General features: G+C 58.6%; 13 protein-coding genes and 1 pseudogene. 8 read left to right on the forward strand and 6 right to left on the reverse strand.

The window, feature by feature from the left end:
• Nucleotides 1-61: 61 nt before the first annotated feature.
• The 5 genes from LA304_RS00975 (at nt 62) to arfB (ending at nt 4675) form a co-directional block, all read left to right on the forward strand.
• A complete protein-coding gene (locus LA304_RS00975; protein WP_224501248.1) occupies nt 62-1444 on the forward strand; it encodes an MFS transporter in 1383 nt (460 codons plus the stop codon).
• Nucleotides 1431-2342 (forward strand): penicillin-insensitive murein endopeptidase, encoded by a 912-nt coding sequence (mepA, locus tag LA304_RS00980; protein ID WP_224501249.1) that lies wholly within the window; start codon nt 1431-1433, stop codon nt 2340-2342. Before LA304_RS00975 ends, mepA begins: the two co-directional genes overlap by 14 nt.
• Entirely contained in the window at nt 2315-3196 is an 882-nt protein-coding gene (locus tag LA304_RS00985) for an esterase-like activity of phytase family protein (RefSeq protein WP_224501250.1), read from the forward strand. The genes mepA and LA304_RS00985 overlap by 28 nt, the downstream gene beginning before the upstream one ends.
• Nucleotides 3197-3288: 92 nt before the next feature.
• Nucleotides 3289-3930 carry a queuosine precursor transporter gene (locus tag LA304_RS00990; RefSeq protein WP_224501251.1) on the forward strand — a complete coding sequence of 214 codons (642 nt, stop codon included), beginning with the start codon at nt 3289-3291 and terminating at the stop codon, nt 3928-3930.
• A 328-nt stretch (nt 3931-4258) separates the two neighbouring features.
• Nucleotides 4259-4675: an alternative ribosome rescue aminoacyl-tRNA hydrolase ArfB gene (gene arfB, locus LA304_RS00995; protein ID WP_224501252.1), complete on the forward strand. Its 417-nt coding sequence runs from the start codon at nt 4259-4261 to the stop codon at nt 4673-4675.
• Here the strand turns inward: arfB and LA304_RS01000 are convergent.
• From LA304_RS01000 to pncA, 4 genes are all read right to left on the reverse strand, one after another.
• A complete protein-coding gene (locus LA304_RS01000) occupies nt 4672-5688 on the reverse strand; it encodes a hypothetical protein (protein ID WP_224501253.1) in 1017 nt (338 codons plus the stop codon). The two genes, arfB and LA304_RS01000, sit on opposite strands and share 4 nt — an antisense overlap.
• Before the next feature lie 94 nt (nt 5689-5782).
• Complete coding sequence (gene pncB / locus LA304_RS01005) at nt 5783-7075, reverse strand: nicotinate phosphoribosyltransferase (protein WP_224501254.1); 1293 nt, start codon at nt 7073-7075, stop codon at nt 5783-5785.
• An 80-nt stretch (nt 7076-7155) separates the two neighbouring features.
• Entirely contained in the window at nt 7156-8415 is a 1260-nt protein-coding gene (locus LA304_RS01010; RefSeq protein WP_224501255.1) for a SulP family inorganic anion transporter, read from the reverse strand.
• A 4-nt stretch (nt 8416-8419) separates the two neighbouring features.
• Nucleotides 8420-9010, reverse strand: coding sequence for a bifunctional nicotinamidase/pyrazinamidase (gene pncA / locus LA304_RS01015; RefSeq protein ID WP_224501256.1), 591 nt, complete (start codon nt 9008-9010; stop codon nt 8420-8422).
• A 154-nt stretch (nt 9011-9164) separates the two neighbouring features.
• Between pncA and LA304_RS01020 the strand changes: the two genes are divergently transcribed.
• Together LA304_RS01020 and trhO are read left to right on the forward strand one after the other, a co-directional pair.
• The gene (locus tag LA304_RS01020) at nt 9165-10424 is read left to right on the forward strand and encodes an Hsp70 family protein (RefSeq protein WP_224501257.1); all 1260 of its coding nucleotides are present in this window, start codon (nt 9165-9167) and stop codon (nt 10422-10424) included.
• A 17-nt stretch (nt 10425-10441) separates the two neighbouring features.
• Nucleotides 10442-11347, forward strand: a complete 906-nt coding sequence (gene trhO, locus LA304_RS01025) for an oxygen-dependent tRNA uridine(34) hydroxylase TrhO (protein WP_224501258.1) — start codon at nt 10442-10444, stop codon at nt 11345-11347.
• Between the two features lie 2 nt (nt 11348-11349).
• On the opposite strand, the gene LA304_RS17790 is transcribed toward trhO, so the two are convergent.
• A complete protein-coding gene (locus LA304_RS17790) occupies nt 11350-11949 on the reverse strand; it encodes a calcium-binding protein (RefSeq protein WP_263491160.1) in 600 nt (199 codons plus the stop codon).
• Between the two features lie 50 nt (nt 11950-11999).
• Nucleotides 12000-13604 (reverse strand): annotated as a pseudogene (locus tag LA304_RS17795) (calcium-binding protein); the annotation flags it as partial.
• Between the two features lie 631 nt (nt 13605-14235).
• Between LA304_RS17795 and LA304_RS01050 the strand changes: the two are divergent.
• Nucleotides 14236-16476 (forward strand): S8 family serine peptidase, encoded by a 2241-nt coding sequence (locus LA304_RS01050; RefSeq protein WP_224501259.1) that lies wholly within the window; start codon nt 14236-14238, stop codon nt 16474-16476.
• Nucleotides 16477-16523 lie beyond the last annotated feature (47 nt).

Below are 16523 nucleotides of genomic sequence, written 5' to 3' on the forward strand. Positions count from 1 at the left end.
TTTACGTTGCGAAACCTTGCGTTTGCCTGTTGTATCCCCCCAACGGGCAAAGGAAACGCACATGACAAATCAGGCTCAGCGCAAGCGCATTTGGGGCTGGATGATGTATGACTGGGCGACGCAGCCTTTTCACACGCTGATCATCACCTTCATCTTCGGACCCTATTTCGCAGAACAGGTCATTGCGTCCCTAACGGCTGGCGGGCTCGATGCGGGCACGGCCAAGGCGGAGGCGCAGGCGCTCTGGGGTTATGGCCTCACAATCACAGGTCTGATCATCGCGTTTTCGGCCCCCCTTCTCGGCTCCATCGCGGATGAAAGCGGCGCGCGGATGCCGTGGATCAAGGCGTTCTCGCTCACCTATATTGTCGGCACGCTCGGGCTATGGGTCGCGGCGCCGGGGGATTTTCCCGCTTATCTCATCCTGATGTTTTTTGGCCTCGGCTTTATCGGGGTCGAATTTACGACGATCTTCACCAATGCGCTTTTGCCGTCGCTCGGATCGCGTGAGGAAGTTGGGAAGATTTCCGGCGATGGCTGGGCGTGGGGCTATGTCGGCGGGATCATTACGCTGATCATCATGCTGCTGCTCTTTGCGGAGAATGCGGCGGGCGTGACGCTCATTGGGATTGCGCCGGTCTTGGGCCTCGATCCGTCCATGCGCGAGGGGACGCGTTTTGTCGGGCCGTTCACAGCCTTCTGGTTCGTGATTTCGATGATCCCGTTCTTCCTCTGGGTGCATGAGCCGAAGGGCAAAAAGATCAAGATCGGCAAAGCAGTCTCCGACGGCGCTGTGGACCTGAAACGAACACTCAAGAGCCTCCCGTCCCGCCCGTCTCTGTTTGCCTATCTCGGCTCTTCGATGCTCTATCGCGATGCGTTGAACGGGGTGTTTGCGTTTGGCGGCATATACGCACTCGGCGCGCTCGAATGGAGCACGGTGCAGATTGGGGTGTTCGGTATCTTGGCGCTCATTACGGGGATGGTGTTCACCTATCTTGGCGGGTTGTCGGATCGTCGGTTTGGACCGAAACCTGTGATCGTGCTGACGGTGGTAATTCTGATCGTGGTGTCCCTCATCATTCTAAGCATTTCCCGCGAAAGCGTGCTGTTTATCCCTGTTGCGGTGGATTCGAGCCTGCCTGACATCGCTTTCTACATTTGCGGTGCGATCCTAGGGGCCGTGGCTGGCGTGATCCAAGCTGCCTCGCGCACCATGATGGTCCGTCAGGCCGATCCTGAACGCATGACGGAGGCCTTCGGTCTCTATGCGCTCTCAGGCAAGGCGACTTCATTTGTTGCCCCTGCATTAATCGCCTTCGTCTCGGACATAAGCGGATCTCAGCGCCTTGGCATCACGCCTCTTATTGTGCTTTTCATTCTCGGATTGGTCCTGCTAGCGTGGGTTAACCCCGAGGGAACGAGCAGAAATGATAACGCGTAACGTATTCGGTTTACTTGTTTGTGTTGTGCTGGCCGCGTGCAATAGCACCGCGCCGCAAGACACACCGCCTGCCAGAGTATCTGTGTCGAGTTCGGATCACCGACCGGCCAAAGAGCTGTTCGGGCCAGTTTTACTGCCATCAAGCCAACCCGCAGAAGCCTTTGGCAGCTATGCAAAAGGCTGTATGGCGGGTGGGGCTGAACTCGCGGAAACCGGCCCGACATGGCAAGCGATGCGTCTGTCCCGCAACCGCAATTGGGGGCAGCCCGTCCTCGTTGATTTCCTCGAAGACCTGTCGCGCAAGGCCGCAGCCCAACCCGGCTGGAACGGCATCTACGTTGGCGACATGAGCCAGCCCCGTGGCGGCCCGATGTCCTCCGGACATGCAAGTCACCAGATCGGCCTCGACGCCGATATCTGGATGCTCCCCGCAACGCGCCTCGACCTCACTGAGGCCGAACGCGAGAGCCTGTCTTCGATCTCCATGCGCCGCTCGGCCGGTGCATTCGTCAATGACAGCTGGACCCCGCAGCATCACGAAATCCTGAAAGCTGCCGCCTCTGATCCGCGCGTTGCCCGTATTTTTGTATTCCCCGGCGCAAAGGTGCAGATGTGTAAGGACGAGACGGGAGACCGTGCGTGGCTCCGCAAAATCCGCCCATGGTGGGGACATCACTACCATTTCCATGTCCGCCTGAGTTGCCCCGCTGGTGATAAAACCTGCGTGGACCAAGCCCCGCCTCCCGCTGGAGACGGCTGTGATGACGCGCAGGAATGGGTGGACAACATCCTGAACCCACCGCCGCCAGACCCGAACGCAAAACCGGCAAAACCGAAACCTCCCATCACTTTGGCGACCCTCCCCGCGCAATGCTCCTCCGTCTTGTCCTCGCGCTAATCGCGAGCTTTCTCCCCGCCTCGCTCACGGCTGCGGAAGCGACGTATGTCGGTTCATACACATGGACCACAGATGACGAGCGTTTTGGCGGTCTGTCCGGACTTGAGCTGTCTGAGGACGGGCTATCGTTCATCGCGGTCTCGGATCGGACTCTCGCATTCGACGGCACCGTAACGCGCGATCAACGCGGGGCCGTAACCTCTGCAACGATTGCGCACGTCAAGACGCTCACAGGACCCGACGGCAGTGCCCTGCGACGCTATACAGGCGATAGCGAGGGCGTCGCCGTCGCCCCTGATGGCAATATTTACCTATCTTTCGAGGGCAAACACCGGATCGCGAACCTCGACCTCGCGACCGGTCGCACCACGGATTTGCCTAGCGCTCCCGGATTCAAATATCTGCAAGGCAACTCGGCGCTCGAAGCCATCGCGGTCGATGCGCAAGGCATCATCTACGCGGCCCCGGAACGGTCCGGCGAGCTTGGCCGCCCCTTCACGCTTTTTCGATATGATCCGGCGCAAGGATGGCTCGACAGCTGGGAAATCTCGCGCGACACGGATACTGATTTCCTCCCCGTCGGTCTCGATTTCGGACCGGATGGGAAGCTCTATCTGCTCGAACGTTGGTTCACGGGTCTCGGGTTTTCGTCCCGTGTGCGTCGCTTTGACATGGGACCAGACGGCATCACCGGCGAAGAGACGCTACTCCGCACCTACACCGGCACACACGACAACCTCGAAGGCATCGCGGTGTGGTCCGACGGAGAGTATATCCGCATCACAATGGTCTCGGACGACAACTACCGGTTCTTCCAACGCACCGAACTCGTGGATTACCGCGTCGACGAATAAGGCTTGATTTGTATCCGAGCCGGAGGTAGACCGCCGCGTCGCTCCATAACGGGGCCGAGTTGCCGTCACCTTCGATAAAAAACGGGTACATCATGAAACAGCTTCTTCCTGGCATTCTTGCCATGGCCGCCATTGTTGTGGCCTCAAACATCCTCGTTCAGTTCCTCATCCTCGATGGGCTGCTGACATGGGGTGCCTTCACCTATCCCTTCGCCTTCCTCGTCACCGACGTCATGAACCGCGTCTATGGTGTTGAATCCGCACGTAAAGTTATCCTCGCCGGTTTCGTCACGGGCATCATCTGCTCCCTCATCGGCACGCAGATCACGCTGCAAGGCGATGGCTTCACCTACCAAGCCGTCGCGCTCCGCGTGGCAGTCGGGTCCGCCACCGCGTTCCTCATCGCTCAACTCACAGATGTGTTTGTTTTCAACCGCTTGCGTGAGGGTAGCTGGTGGAAGGCACCGTTTGCGTCTTCGATCGTGGGCTCCGCGCTCGACACCGCGATCTTCTTCTCCATCGCGTTCGCGCAGAGCATCACGGTCTTCGGCGAAAATGCGGACATGGAAATCTCCTGGGCTTGGGACGCCGTTCCGTTCCTTACCGTCGGCACACCCGTCCCGCTCTGGATTTCGCTCGCTGTGGCCGATTGGGGTGTAAAACTCGCCCTTGCATTGATCGCACTCGCGCCATTTCGCCTAATTGTTGGGCGCCTGACAGCACGGATGGTATAATTTCTCTGGACATATACCAAATCTGTGCCACCATCTACCTATCGGCAATTCATCGAAAGGAGGTGGTCCAGTGTCTAGAGTGATGTTGGAGAAAGAGGTCAAGACAGTCGGGGGGGCCGCCACCTAGAGGAAAAATCTAGTGTGAAACACTCCTGATTGGGTGTCCTAACTGACCCCATCTCCTGAGATCTCGGAGGGCTGCTCTATCTGGCAGCCCTTTTCCGTTTTTGCCCTTCCGACCCCTGTCAGCTATATGTCGGACACGCGTCGGACTTCTGTATGTCATCTCTTTCTGTCAGGTATTCCCCGACCGCGCCGGACCAAACCCATGCCCCTCACCGTCACAGACCAGATCGAGATCGCTGATTGGGAGATCACGGAGCAATTCGTCCGCTCCTCCGGCCCCGGCGGTCAGAACGTGAACAAGGTCTCCACCGCCGTCGAGTTGCGGTTCGAAGCCGCCCGCTCCCCGAACCTCCCCGAGCCAGTCAAAAATCGCCTAAGACGCCTCGCCGGCCGCCGCTGGACCAAAGAGGGCGCGATTATCCTCCAAGTCGAAGAAACCCGCTCCCAAGCCCGCAACCGCGAGATCGCCCGAGAGCGGCTGGCAGACCTGATCCTGAAAGCGACGGAAAAGCCCAAACGCCGGATCAAGACCAAACCGACGCGGGGGTCCGTCGAGCGGAGGATCAAGGCGAAGAAGGAGCGAAGTGAGGTGAAGAAACTTAGGGGGAAGGTGGATTAGTCCTCGTAATCGCGACGCAGGAGTAGCGACATGGCTGAAGGAGGCCTATTTGCCGAACCTTTGATCTTTGCGGCAATGGCTTTTCCCTCCTCGCGGAACTCTTTAAGGCGATCTTGAACACGCCCAATTTGCGTCACGTCCAAATTAATGCGCAGAGCAGTACCTGGGAAGCTCGTTGCATGGTTCCACTTAGATTTTTTTGTAAAGTGTATTGCTGACTCACCACTCGCAATTACGAAATTACCACCGTTTCGTGCCAGCCTGTTTGTCATATACAGCCCATATCCGGAGTTGAACCAAACGTTTGAGCGGCGCGGCAAATGCGTCTTGCCCGAAACGCCGGGAAGTAAGCTATATTCAAGCGCTTCTTTGTCAGTTGAGAAGCGAAAGTTTGGGTTGGTACCCAAGCCATTCCTAATACCAATTCCAAAATCAGCTACGGCAAACTCTACTTTCTGACTTTTTGGCCAGAACTGAGCACAAAAATACAGGCTTTCTGCCTCGGCATGTTCAAACACATTTCGAAATATTTCTCGAATGGAATAGGAGAGGACATCGAACATCTGACCATTTTCATCGTGATCTCTGCAAAGTACGTCGGCACTCCGATCCACAGACCTCTGGATCAGATCTGGTAGTTCTTCATATTGGTCAATTGATTTTTCATAGAAACTTCCCTTCGAAATTTCTGTGAGCGGCAAGTAGTTGATACTCCCTAGGGCCTCACCAAGCTCCTTTCCGTGGTCAAAGCCACACATTGAGAAGAAGCCCATATGCGACAAATATCCATGATGTTCCCACCCATCGAATACTACAGTAAGACGCGGGCATTTCTCACGAAGGTATCGAATTTTTGACGCTATCACCAACATGGAAAAGGGTGCAAAAAACGTATCGGGAGCTAGTTCAAAAATTATTCGGTCGTGTTGAGAATAATAGTCTAATTCTTTGATAAATTTGAGCACTTCGGGAAGTGCTAGGGTTTTGGGAAATGGAATTCTTGCATTCGGCATGATCTACTCACTCACAATCAAATTCTGTTGCTCAAAAGGCATATTTGTTCTTTCTTCATGCGATAGTTGGCAAATGCGTAAACTTATGCCCAACCTAAACCACAACCTCCATCGCTTCCTGCTCACCTACGCCAAACACCCGCTTATAGCGCTCGACTTCGTCTTTCGGGCCCATGGCTTTGTTGGGGTTGTCCGAGAGTTTGACGGTCGGGTTGCCGTTGGCTTCTACGGCTTTACACACCAATGAGAACGGAGCGAGGGCGTCGTCGGGGGTGAGGCCTCGGAAGTCGTTGGTGAGGAGTGTGCCCCAGCCAAAGGACGTGCGGACGCGGCCTTTGAATTGGGTGTGGAGTTCGATGATTTTGTCCGTGTCGAGGCCGTCGGAGAAGATGACAAGCTTTTTCGTCGGGTCTTCGCCACGGGATTTCCACCAATCGATGGCGGTTTCGGCCCCTGTTGCGGGGTCGCCGCTATCAATCCGGATACCGGTCCAACCGGCGAGCCATCCGGGGGCGCGGTCCAGAAAGCCTTTGGTTCCGTAGGTGTCCGGCAGGATGATGCGCAGGTTGCCGTCGTGCTCTTCGTGCCAGTCGCGGAGGACGTCATAAGGGGCCTCTGCCAGCGCGGCGTCATTGCGGGCGAGCGCGGAGTAGACCATGGGCAGTTCGTGGGCGTTGGTGCCGACGGCTTCGAGATCGCGCATCATGGCGATGTGGCAGTTCGAGGTGCCGGAGAATTTGTCGCCGAGGCCCTCCACCATCGCCTGCACGCACCAGTCCTGCCAGAGATAGGAGTGTCGGCGGCGGGTGCCGAAGTCCGCGATCTTGAGGCCATCGAGGGGCTGGAGCTGTTTGATCTTTTCCCAGAGCTTGGTCATGCCGCGGGCGTAGAGGATCTGAAGCTCGAATTTCTTCATCGGGCCGAGGACGGCACGGGAGCGGAGTTCCATGAGGATCGCGAGCGCCGGAATTTCCCAGAGCATGACCTCGGGCCAGGAGCCTTCGAACGTGAGTTCGTATTGGCCGTCGACCTTTTCGAGTTGGTAGGCAGGCAGGCGCAGGTTTTCGAACCATTCCATGAAGTCGGAGCGGAACATCTGGCGTTTGCCGTAGAACATGTTGCCGCGCATCCACGTGCTTTCGCCGCGGGTGAGGGAGAGGGAACGCACGTGGTCAAGCTGTTCGCGCAATTCGCCTTCGTCGATCATCTCGGCGAGGCGGATGTCTTTGGAACGGTTGATGAGGGAGAAGGTGACCTGCGTGTCCGGTTTGTTGCGGAACACGGATTGGCACATCAGCAGTTTGTAGAAGTCCGTGTCGATGAGAGACCGGACGATAGGGTCGATCTTCCATTTGTGATTGTAGACACGGGTGGCGATATCGACCATGGGGTCTCTCCTTACTCAATGGGTTGGTTAAACCAAGAGATTGAGGGGCTTGGCAAGGTGGATGCGCGCGCAGGCACCTCTCATTTATCGCGCGGTGTCCAGTCTGCGTCCTCGACGCCGCGTCGGGAGAGCCGGATGGCGAGGCCCAATGCGATGCCCGTGCCGATGGCGACGGTGAGGTCGGTGAGGACGGTCAGGACGAGGGTGATCAGCAGAAGCGCCACGTCAGAACGCCGCGCCCGCAGGTATGTGCCCCAGTGATGGGGTTCGGACATGTTCCATGCGGTCAGGAGCAAGAGACCGGAAAGCGCGGGGAGCGCGAGGTAACCAGCCAAGGGCGCGGCGAGCATCATGATCGCGAGGAGCACGAGCGCGTGGATGATCCCCGCAACGGGGGTCTTGCCGCCCGCGCGGACGTTGGTGGCGGTGCGGGCGATGGCGCCGGTGGCTGGCAGACCACCGAAAAGTGACGATCCGATATTGGCCCAGCCCTGCGCCATGAGTTCCGCGTTGGAGCGGTGTTTGCCCCCGATCATCCGGTCAGCGACCATGGCAGACAACAGCGATTCAACCCCGGCGAGGAAGGCGATGATTAGGGCGGATGGAAGCAGTTCACGGATCGTATTTAGACCCAAATCCGGCAGAACAGGGGCTGGAAGATTCTGTGGTAAAGCGCCGAAGCGGGACTGGATTGTCTCCACCGGCAGATCGAGCAGAGCCACCGCGCCAGATGTCAGGGCGACGGCGACGATGAGGCCGGGCAGACGCGGAAAGGCACGCCGCAGGAGTGTGATGAGCACCATTGTCGCGAGGCCGATGGCGAGCGCGGCGGGGTTGAAGTCCGGCAGAGCGTGAACCAGCTCTGGCACCTTCTCGAGGAAATCGGCGGGGAACGTTCCGGCGAGGCCGAAGAAATCGGGGAGCTGGCTCGTCCCGATGATGACCGCGATGCCGATGGTGAAGCCGTTGATCACGGCTTCTGGAACGTGGCGCATCAACTGGCCCGCGCGAAACAACCCCGCGATGATGAGGATGATCCCTGCGAGGAAAGTCGCGGCGACGAGGCCGGAGTAGCCGTGTGTCGCGATGACGCCCGCGACAACTACGATGAACGCGCCAGTGGGGCCGCCGATTTGCACGCGGCTGCCGCCCAGCGCAGAGATGAGGAAGCCTGCGACGATCGCGGTGACAAAGCCCGCCGCGGGAGCCGCGCCGGAGGCGATCGCAATGGCGATAGAGAGCGGCAAAGCGACCAGTGCGACCGTGATGCCGGCGAAGAAATCAGACCCGAATTCAGCCCGATTGTATGTTTTTAGCGTGGTGAGGAGCTTGGGCGTCATGGCCCTAAAGCACCTCGACTCCGGCGTCCTTCATCCCTGCAATCGCGGCGGCGAGAGAGCCGTCCATGTCAATTGCGCGGCAGAGATCGGTGCGCACAGTGACCTTGAACCCGAGCTTTGCTGCGTCTACGGCGGAGAAGTTCACGCAGAAGTCGAGCGCCAGCCCGACCATGGTGAGCTTGTCGATCCCACGGGTGCGCAGGTAGCCCTCGAGGCCCGTCGGCGTGGTGTGGTCGTTCTCGAAAAACGCGGAGTAGCTGTCGATGGCGGAGTTGTAGCCCTTGCGAATGATCAGATCGCCGGTGGTGACGAGATCTTTGTGAAAGGCCGCGCCGTCGGTGCCCTGAATGCAGTGATCGGGCCAAAGGACCTGTGTGCCATAGGGCATTTCGGTTGTGGTGAACGGATCCGCACTGTGGGTGGAGGCAAAGGAACTGTGCCCGGCGGGGTGCCAGTCCTGCGTGAGGATCACGGCGGAGAACTCCGGCATGATCGCGTTGATGCCCGACACGATCTCATCGCCGCCCGCAACGGCGAGCGCGCCGCCAGGGCAAAAGTCGTTCTGAACGTCGATGACAACGAGGGCGTGAGACATGGCGGGGTCCTTTAGAGGGGGGTGAGCTTTGCGGTGACGGTATCATTATGCGGTGAGAGGTCAAATTCTACCGCAGTGGAGTGCTTGAATGCCGCAGCGTCGGCTCATAAAAGAGCCTCTTTCCGATTCCACAGACAACATGGACGCCAGCGCAATGACGGTTTTAGGCATCGATTTCGGCACTTCGAACACGGCGGCCGGATGGCTTCGCGACGGGCAGGCAGAACTCATCCCGCTTGAGGATGGATCGGAAACCTTGCCAACGGCGGTGTTTCTGGACTTCGCGAACCGGCGGACGCTCTATGGTCGCGCGGCGGCAGAGGCGATGATGGACGGTCTCGACGGGCGGTTCATGCGGGCGCTCAAGTCAGTCCTCGGCACGCCGCTCGCACGGGAGAAACGGCAGTTCTTGAACGAGCGCCTGACGCTCATCGAGGTGATCGCGCGTTTCCTTACCGAGATCAAAAATAGAGCCGAATCCAGCACAAAGCAGTCTTTTATTCACGCTCTCTCCGGTCGTCCGGTGCGGTTCCATTCGTCCGATGATGCGCGGGATGCGCAGGCGCTCGTTGATCTGACGGATGCCTATCAACTGGCGGGGTTTGAGGGTGTGTCCTTCCTCGCGGAGCCGGAGGCCGCGGCGCTCGCGGTCAATGGCGAGGGGATCAATCTCATCGTCGATATCGGCGGCGGCACGTCCGACTTTACGGTCTGCCGGACGGAGGGGGGCGAGACAGAATTGCTCGGCAGTTACGGTATTCGCCTCGGCGGGACGGATTTCGACCGGATGCTGAGCCTTGGTCATGTGATGCCGCTGTTCGGGCATGGCGCGGAAATCGGGTCGGAGTTCGGGTCGGAGACCCACACCGCGCCGAATGCGCTCTTCAACGATCTGGCGAGTTGGGAAAAGATCGCGTTCCTTTATGGGGACAAGACGCTCCGCGAAGTGCGTCGGTGGGAGAAGCTTGCGCCCGCGCCGCGTCCATTCCATCGGCTTGGCGACGTTTTAGAAATGCACCTAGGGCATGACGTGGCCTATGCGGTGGAGGCCGGAAAAATCGCCGCGAATACGGCGAGTGAAGCGCTCATTGACCTCGGCGTTGTCGAAAAGGGTCTGAACGCGCCCCTGAGCCATGCCGAATTGCAAATGGCGCTTTGGGAGAGCGGTAGTCAGATCGCGGAGGGGGCAAAGATGTGCCTCGCTGGATCAGGAATCGCGCCGGACGCGGTGGATCGGGTCGTATTTGTCGGGGGCTCGTCGCTATTGGGGTTGGTGCAGCAACAACTGCGCGCCGTTTGCCCGCAGGCGGAGATGGAAGTGTCCGAAGTGTTCACCGCCGTCGTGCATGGTCTGGCGATTGCCGCAGGTGAGACAAATGGGCACGATTCCGGGTCTTGCCAGAAATCGTCGTGAGGCGTATCGAGCACAGCATGTTTACAGTTTGCGCCCTCTATCACTTCTCCCGCTTCGAAGATCCGGCTGCCCTGCGCCAGCCATTGCTCGACCTGTGTCTCTCTGAGGGGATCACGGGCACGTTGCTCTTGGCGAACGAAGGCATCAACGGCACCGTTGCGGCCCCTACGAAAGCATCCATCGACAAGCTCATCGCGCATATCCGCACCCTGCCCGGCTGCGCGGATTTCGAATACAAGCTGTCGACCGCGCAGGAAGAGCCGTTCATTCGGATGAAAGTCCGGCTGAAGCGCGAGATTGTGACGATGGGCCAGCCGGACGTCGATCCGAAAGCGCGCGTGGGTCACTACTGCACGCCGGAAGAGTGGAACGAACTGATTTCCGCCGACGATGTGGCGATTATCGACACGCGCAACGACTATGAGGTGGCGATTGGCACCTTCCGCAATGCGATTGATCCGGAAACGAAGTCCTTCCGCGAATTCCCGCAGTGGTGGGAAGAGAACAAGGACCGGTTCCACAACAAACGGATCGCGATGTTCTGCACGGGCGGTATCCGCTGTGAGAAATCGACGAACTTCCTGATCGGTCAAGGCGTGGACGAGGTCTATCACCTCAAGGGGGGTATCCTGAAGTATCTCGAAGAAATGCCGAAAGAGCAGAGCCTTTGGGACGGGGAATGCTTTGTGTTCGACTCGCGTGTCTCGATTGGGCACGGGCTGACCGAGGGTCCGCATGAACTCTGCCATGCCTGCCGCCGTCCGATCCTGCCGGAGGACAAGGAACGCCCCGAGTTCGAACAGGGTGTGTCCTGCCACCAGTGCTATGACGAGATCGACGAAGCGCGCCGTGAGCGGTTCCGCGAGCGTCAAAAGCAGATTGCCCTCTCCGCAGCGCGCGGCGAACGTCACATCGGCGGCTAAGCTCAGAACAGGAAATCGCTGGCATCGAGATCCTCGAAGGCAACCCCTTGGAGAAAGATCGACTGTCCGTCATCAATGAAGATCTCGACCGTGCCTGCATGGTCGATGAGGTGGTTCTCTGCGAGGTCATCCCAGTTCTCAATCGCGGAAACGGCCGAGATATCAATCTGTTCGAGAGGATCGAGCGCGTCGAAATCGCCGATGGTGTCGATGCCGTCCCCGTCTGCGAATAGGAAAATGTCACTCCCCGTGCCGCCATAGAGCAGGTCGTTTCCGGTCCCTCCGTCGAGCAGGTCGTCATCCCCCTGCCCTCTGAGCGTGTCGTTCCCTGCATCGCCATAGAGCGCGTCGTTGCCCACGTCTCCGATGATCCGGTCCTCATCGTTGCCGCCGACCAGGGTGTCGTCGCCTGTGTTTCCAAAGAGCTTGTCTTTACCGTCACCACCTTCGATCAGGTCGTTTCCGGCGTCTCCATAGAGCTTGTCCGCCTGATCATCGCCGCGCAGATAGTCGTCGCCGTCGCCGCCGTGGAGGAAATCATAGCCTCCGCCACCGTAAAGCGCATCGTTTCCGGCATCGCCATAAATCGTGTCGCGCCCCATCCCACCGCGCAGGGTGTCTTCGTCGTCACCACCGTAGAGAAGTCATTCTCGGTGCCGCCACGGATCGAATCCTCACCGGCATCTCCATAGAGCGTGTCACCTGCATCCTCGCCCTCAATCGTATCGTCGCCGTCGCCGCCGTAGATCGTGTCGCGATAGGTGCCACCATAGAGCGTGTCATTGCCAAGACCGCCCTCGATATGATCGTGACCCGCCTCGCCATAGATCACATCATCGCCTGCCTCACCGTAGAGCGAGTCACTATGAATGCCGCCGTAAATCGTGTCCGCACCTTCGCCACCGTGGATTTCGTCGTAGCCCTCCTCACCACGGAGCAGGTCCGCGCCGTCGCCGCCGAGAAGGGTGTCATCCCCCTCTCCGCCGAACATCTGATCATCGCCGTCGCCGCCGTCGATCTGGTCGTCGCCCTCTCCGCCATTGAAGGTCTCTGGCGCCGCCGTGCCGGTGATCAGATCGTCCGCGATGGTGCCGTCATAGATGACCTCGTCGTCGATAATCACGCTCGTCCCCGTGCGCTCGACATCCACATGGGTTACGGTGGTGAGCATCGTGTCGGGCAGCATGTCGTAGGTGATCATCATCCCGTCGCTTGAGATGAGGTCGATATATTCATCGCCGAGGTAGATGCGCCCTCCGGTGGCCATCGGCATATAGATTAGCTGCGACACATCCGTGATGCCGAAGGCGGTGAGGTCGAACCGGTCTTCGCGATAGTTGAAATCGCTGATGGTGTCAGTCTCTCCATCCATCTCGAAGATGAAGAGGTCACGACCCGCCCCGCCGGTGAGGCTATCGCTCCCTGTCCCATCGACGAGAATGTCCTCTCCAGCCCCGCCGAGAATGTGGTCCTGTCCATCGCTGCCGACGAGAATGTCATCCTGTGCGCTCCCGGACAGGGTTCCGCCGGTGTCATAGGCGAGCAGGCTCACACCGACGTCGGACACATCAATCGTGAAACTGGAAATCCCCTCCGCCGTTTCACCGGCCGCGTAAACGTGGATTTCCGTGCCGACGACAACGGCATCAATGGCCGTGACATTCGTGAGCGTGCTATCCGGCCCGTCCGCCACCGCGCCAAGGAAAACGAGCCCGCCATCGGGCCGAACGGTGAAGAGCGTGAGCCCATCATCACCGCCGCCGACAATGAGGAAGGGACGGCCCTCTACCTCCACGATGCTCATCGCGGCGACAGAGGCAAAGCGGGTGTCGAGGTTGTCATTCACCTGATCCACCGGCTCCATCATTCCGTCCGCCCCGACACGAAGGATCGAGAGAGAGGAACTCTCTGAAGAGGCCACCGCGAGGTAGCTCTCTCCGTTCATGGCGAAGCTTTCAAGGAGCGTCGGGTTGTCGATCCAGAGACCATTTGTCTCTCCGAGCAAATCGACGAAATCGAGCGTGCCGTCAGGTGCGACGGAAAAGGTCGAAATAGAGTCTAATCCAGCAAAAGAAGCTGCTAGGTAGACCTGTTCACCCATCTCGATTTGCGCCATGTCCGTGATTGGCGTAGCGGCCAAAGCTGCGGGCAAAATGACCTCTGACGCGCCCGCACTGAACGACGAGAGATAGGTGAGCCCCCCGCCCGCGTGCGCCACAAAATACCCCACGCCATCTATCTGGAGGAGAGACGTCATATCGGCCTGCGAGAACCCTGCGACAGAAGTCTCGGACCAGCCCGTGATGGGCGCGGCGTCACCCAAGGAAACCGACTGAAACTTGTCGCCGCCATAGCCGACGACGAAGAGATGCGTTTCCCCGTCGATGTCGACCTCTGCAAATGTCGGCTGCACGGGGCGCGCATCTTCCGGATTTGTGTCCCAAAGGTTCAGGAGGTCCCCGCTGCCTCCCTCTAGAGAAAAGATCGCACCCCCCCCCACCGGCGCGCGACACCATCGCGAGCGCAAGCGCACCGTTATAGTCGATCACCTCAAGATCACCGATCCCCGCGAGGTACTCGACCCCGAGATCACTGCCGATGACTCCCTCAAACCCGAATTGATAGGACCCCATTGTTTCACCCTACACATTCGCGGGCGAAACCCCTTTCGCACCGCGCACCCGTGACCATGGTGCGCGAGACTGGCAAAGACGGGCTTAACGAACCGGGGCTGCGGTCACATTTCTTGCAGAGAATTTGAGAAAATTCCGACGCATATTTCAGATGCTTGCCGGTGAAAATTATTCAAAATTCCCCTCACCATGGAAGGTGACAGAGCGCGTACAAAATCGTATGCATGATTCGATATTTGAGAGAACGCAGAACACATGCCCAACAATTCTTATAATTCCAATCCGCTTTACCAAGATCAGTGGCACTTCGCGTTGATCGGCGACATCGAAACAGTCTGGGAAGATTACAACGGCACGGGCGTTAAGATCGGGATTTATGACGACGGTGTTCAGGAAGATCAGCACGATCTCGCGGGCAACTACGACGCCTCTCTCGAGTACAACGATCTCTACTACAACGACGGCGATCCGAACGACTTGAGCGCGGGCGGCGACACCCACGGCACACAAGTCGCGGGCCTGATCGCGGCGGAAAACAATGATCAAGGTGGGATTGGCGTTGCTTGGGGATCGACCATCACAGGCGTCGACTTTCTCAATGACGCCTACAGCTCCGGCTATTACTACGAAACGATCGAGTACATGGCCGCGTTCGACATCACGAACAACAGCTGGGGCTACCTGAATCCGGCAAGCCCGAACTCCGACTTCCTCGACTTCGGAACACAGGCCTACTGGGAATATCGATCCTTCCAGACCGTTGCAGAAACGGGCCGTGACGGGCTCGGGACCGTGATCATGAAAGCTGCGGGCAATTATGCCGATGGCTATGAATACTACGGGATCACCGGCAACTCTGCCGTTCATGACACGTTGAACAACATTCACGAAATGGTGGTCGTTGCGGCGACGGATGCCTACGGGGATGTGACCTACTATTCCAGCTATGGCTCCAACATTCTCATCTCCGCGCCGGCGGGGAGCGTGACCACCGACCTGAACGGTGTGGACGGCGACTATATCGGTGACGATTCCAACGGTTTCGGCGGCACCTCTGCGGCCACACCTGTTTCCACGGGTGTCGTGGCATTGATCCTCGAGGCGAACCCCAATCTCGGTTGGCGCGATGTGCAGAGCATTCTGGCCATTTCGGCCGCCCAGACCGGCTCTGACTTCGGTTCCGCCGCAAGCGGCCATGAGGTTGAGGACTGGTATGCGAACGGCGCGTCCAACTGGAACGGCGGCGGTATGACTTTTAACGCGAGCTACGGCTACGGCATGATTGACGCGCTGGCCGCCGTCCGTCTCGCCGAAGTGTGGTCCTTCTTCAACGACGACGCCGCGACCTCCCTAAATATGGTTGAGGCAACGGGGAGCTGGATGGGCGTCAAATCGATCACCGACACCAACACCACTGCGGTGACGATCGACGTGACCGACGACATCATGATCGAGCACATCTATGTGACGATCGACTTCGAGCACACCCACCTGTCCGAGCTTTCCGTCTATCTTGTTGCGCCCGATGGCACCCGCATTCTCCTTATGGAAGGCGAGGGTCGTGGCTCCAACTGGGACGGCGATTACACCTTCGGTGTTTCCAGCCAGATGGGTGTGACCTCTGCAGGCGAATGGACCGTCGAGGTGTATGATGACGGCACGAGAGTGGACACTGGTTCGCTTTACTCCGTTGATCTCGAATTCGAAGGCGCCTCGATCACCGACAATACGGTGTATCATTACACCAACGACTTCCTCGACCTTCGGAGCGTCGAGACCGCGCGCAACATATTGTTCGACGCCGCAGGTGAAGACGATTGGGTCAACTTCGCCATGATCACCGGCGATGCCACAGTCGATTTGTCGGGCAATGCCTCTGTTGATGGGACGAAGTGGTTCACCATCACGGGCGGAATCGAAAATCTCACGCTCGGTGACGGCGATGATACGGCCGGCGGGACCGCAGACAACAACCTGATCTACGGCGGACGCGGGAACGACACGCTTTACGGCCTGACCGGCGACGACGAACTCATTGGCGGTGAAGGCAATGACCGCCTCGTCGGCGGCGGTGGCGGAGATGAGCTCGCGGGCAATGAAGGCTCTGATCGCATTTTCGGTGGCGGTGGCAGTGATACCCTCGCGGGTGGCGACGCATTCGATATTCTGGTCGGCGGGAACGGCAACGATGAACTCTACGGCGGTGAGGGTGACGATATCATCTTCGGCGGCAACGGCGACGACATCATGTCCGGTGGCACAGGCGTCGATACGTTTATCTTCACCAACGGGTTCGGAAACGATGACATCATTCAATTCGACGATGATGTGATTGACCTCTCCGGCGTGAGTGAGATCACCAACGCCGGGGATCTCGCGAACAACCACGCGAGCCAGGTCGGCAATGACGTTGTGATCTATATCGATGCTGACAATTCTATCAGCCTCCTCGGCACAAATCTCAACGACCTCGGCGCGGATAACTTTATCTTCTGAGTAACCGAGAAAACTTAGATAAGAGCCCGCAGACCTCTGCGGGCTTT

It is taken from the genome of Celeribacter litoreus, assembly GCF_020165855.1.
In the GTDB taxonomy this organism is placed as follows: Bacteria; Pseudomonadota; Alphaproteobacteria; order Rhodobacterales; family Rhodobacteraceae; genus Celeribacter; species Celeribacter litoreus.

Excerpts from the sequence above, each read along its gene's own strand:
- pncA (WP_224501256.1), bottom strand. The coding sequence starts at position 9,010 with ATGTCTCACGCCCTCGTTGTCATCGACGTTCAGAACGACTTTTGCCCT.
- arfB (WP_224501252.1), top strand. The coding sequence starts at position 4,259 with ATGCCCCTCACCGTCACAGACCAGATCGAGATCGCTGATTGGGAGATC.
- LA304_RS17790 (WP_263491160.1), bottom strand. The coding sequence starts at position 11,949 with ATGGGGCGCGACACGATTTATGGCGATGCCGGAAACGATGCGCTTTAC.
- LA304_RS01050 (WP_224501259.1), top strand. The coding sequence starts at position 14,236 with ATGCCCAACAATTCTTATAATTCCAATCCGCTTTACCAAGATCAGTGG.
- LA304_RS00975 (WP_224501248.1), top strand. The coding sequence starts at position 62 with ATGACAAATCAGGCTCAGCGCAAGCGCATTTGGGGCTGGATGATGTAT.
- LA304_RS00990 (WP_224501251.1), top strand. The coding sequence starts at position 3,289 with ATGAAACAGCTTCTTCCTGGCATTCTTGCCATGGCCGCCATTGTTGTG.
- LA304_RS01010 (WP_224501255.1), bottom strand. The coding sequence starts at position 8,415 with ATGACGCCCAAGCTCCTCACCACGCTAAAAACATACAATCGGGCTGAA.
- LA304_RS00985 (WP_224501250.1), top strand. The coding sequence starts at position 2,315 with ATGCTCCTCCGTCTTGTCCTCGCGCTAATCGCGAGCTTTCTCCCCGCC.
- LA304_RS01000 (WP_224501253.1), bottom strand. The coding sequence starts at position 5,688 with ATGCCGAATGCAAGAATTCCATTTCCCAAAACCCTAGCACTTCCCGAA.
- pncB (WP_224501254.1), bottom strand. The coding sequence starts at position 7,075 with ATGGTCGATATCGCCACCCGTGTCTACAATCACAAATGGAAGATCGAC.
- trhO (WP_224501258.1), top strand. The coding sequence starts at position 10,442 with ATGTTTACAGTTTGCGCCCTCTATCACTTCTCCCGCTTCGAAGATCCG.
- LA304_RS01020 (WP_224501257.1), top strand. The coding sequence starts at position 9,165 with ATGACGGTTTTAGGCATCGATTTCGGCACTTCGAACACGGCGGCCGGA.
- mepA (WP_224501249.1), top strand. The coding sequence starts at position 1,431 with ATGATAACGCGTAACGTATTCGGTTTACTTGTTTGTGTTGTGCTGGCC.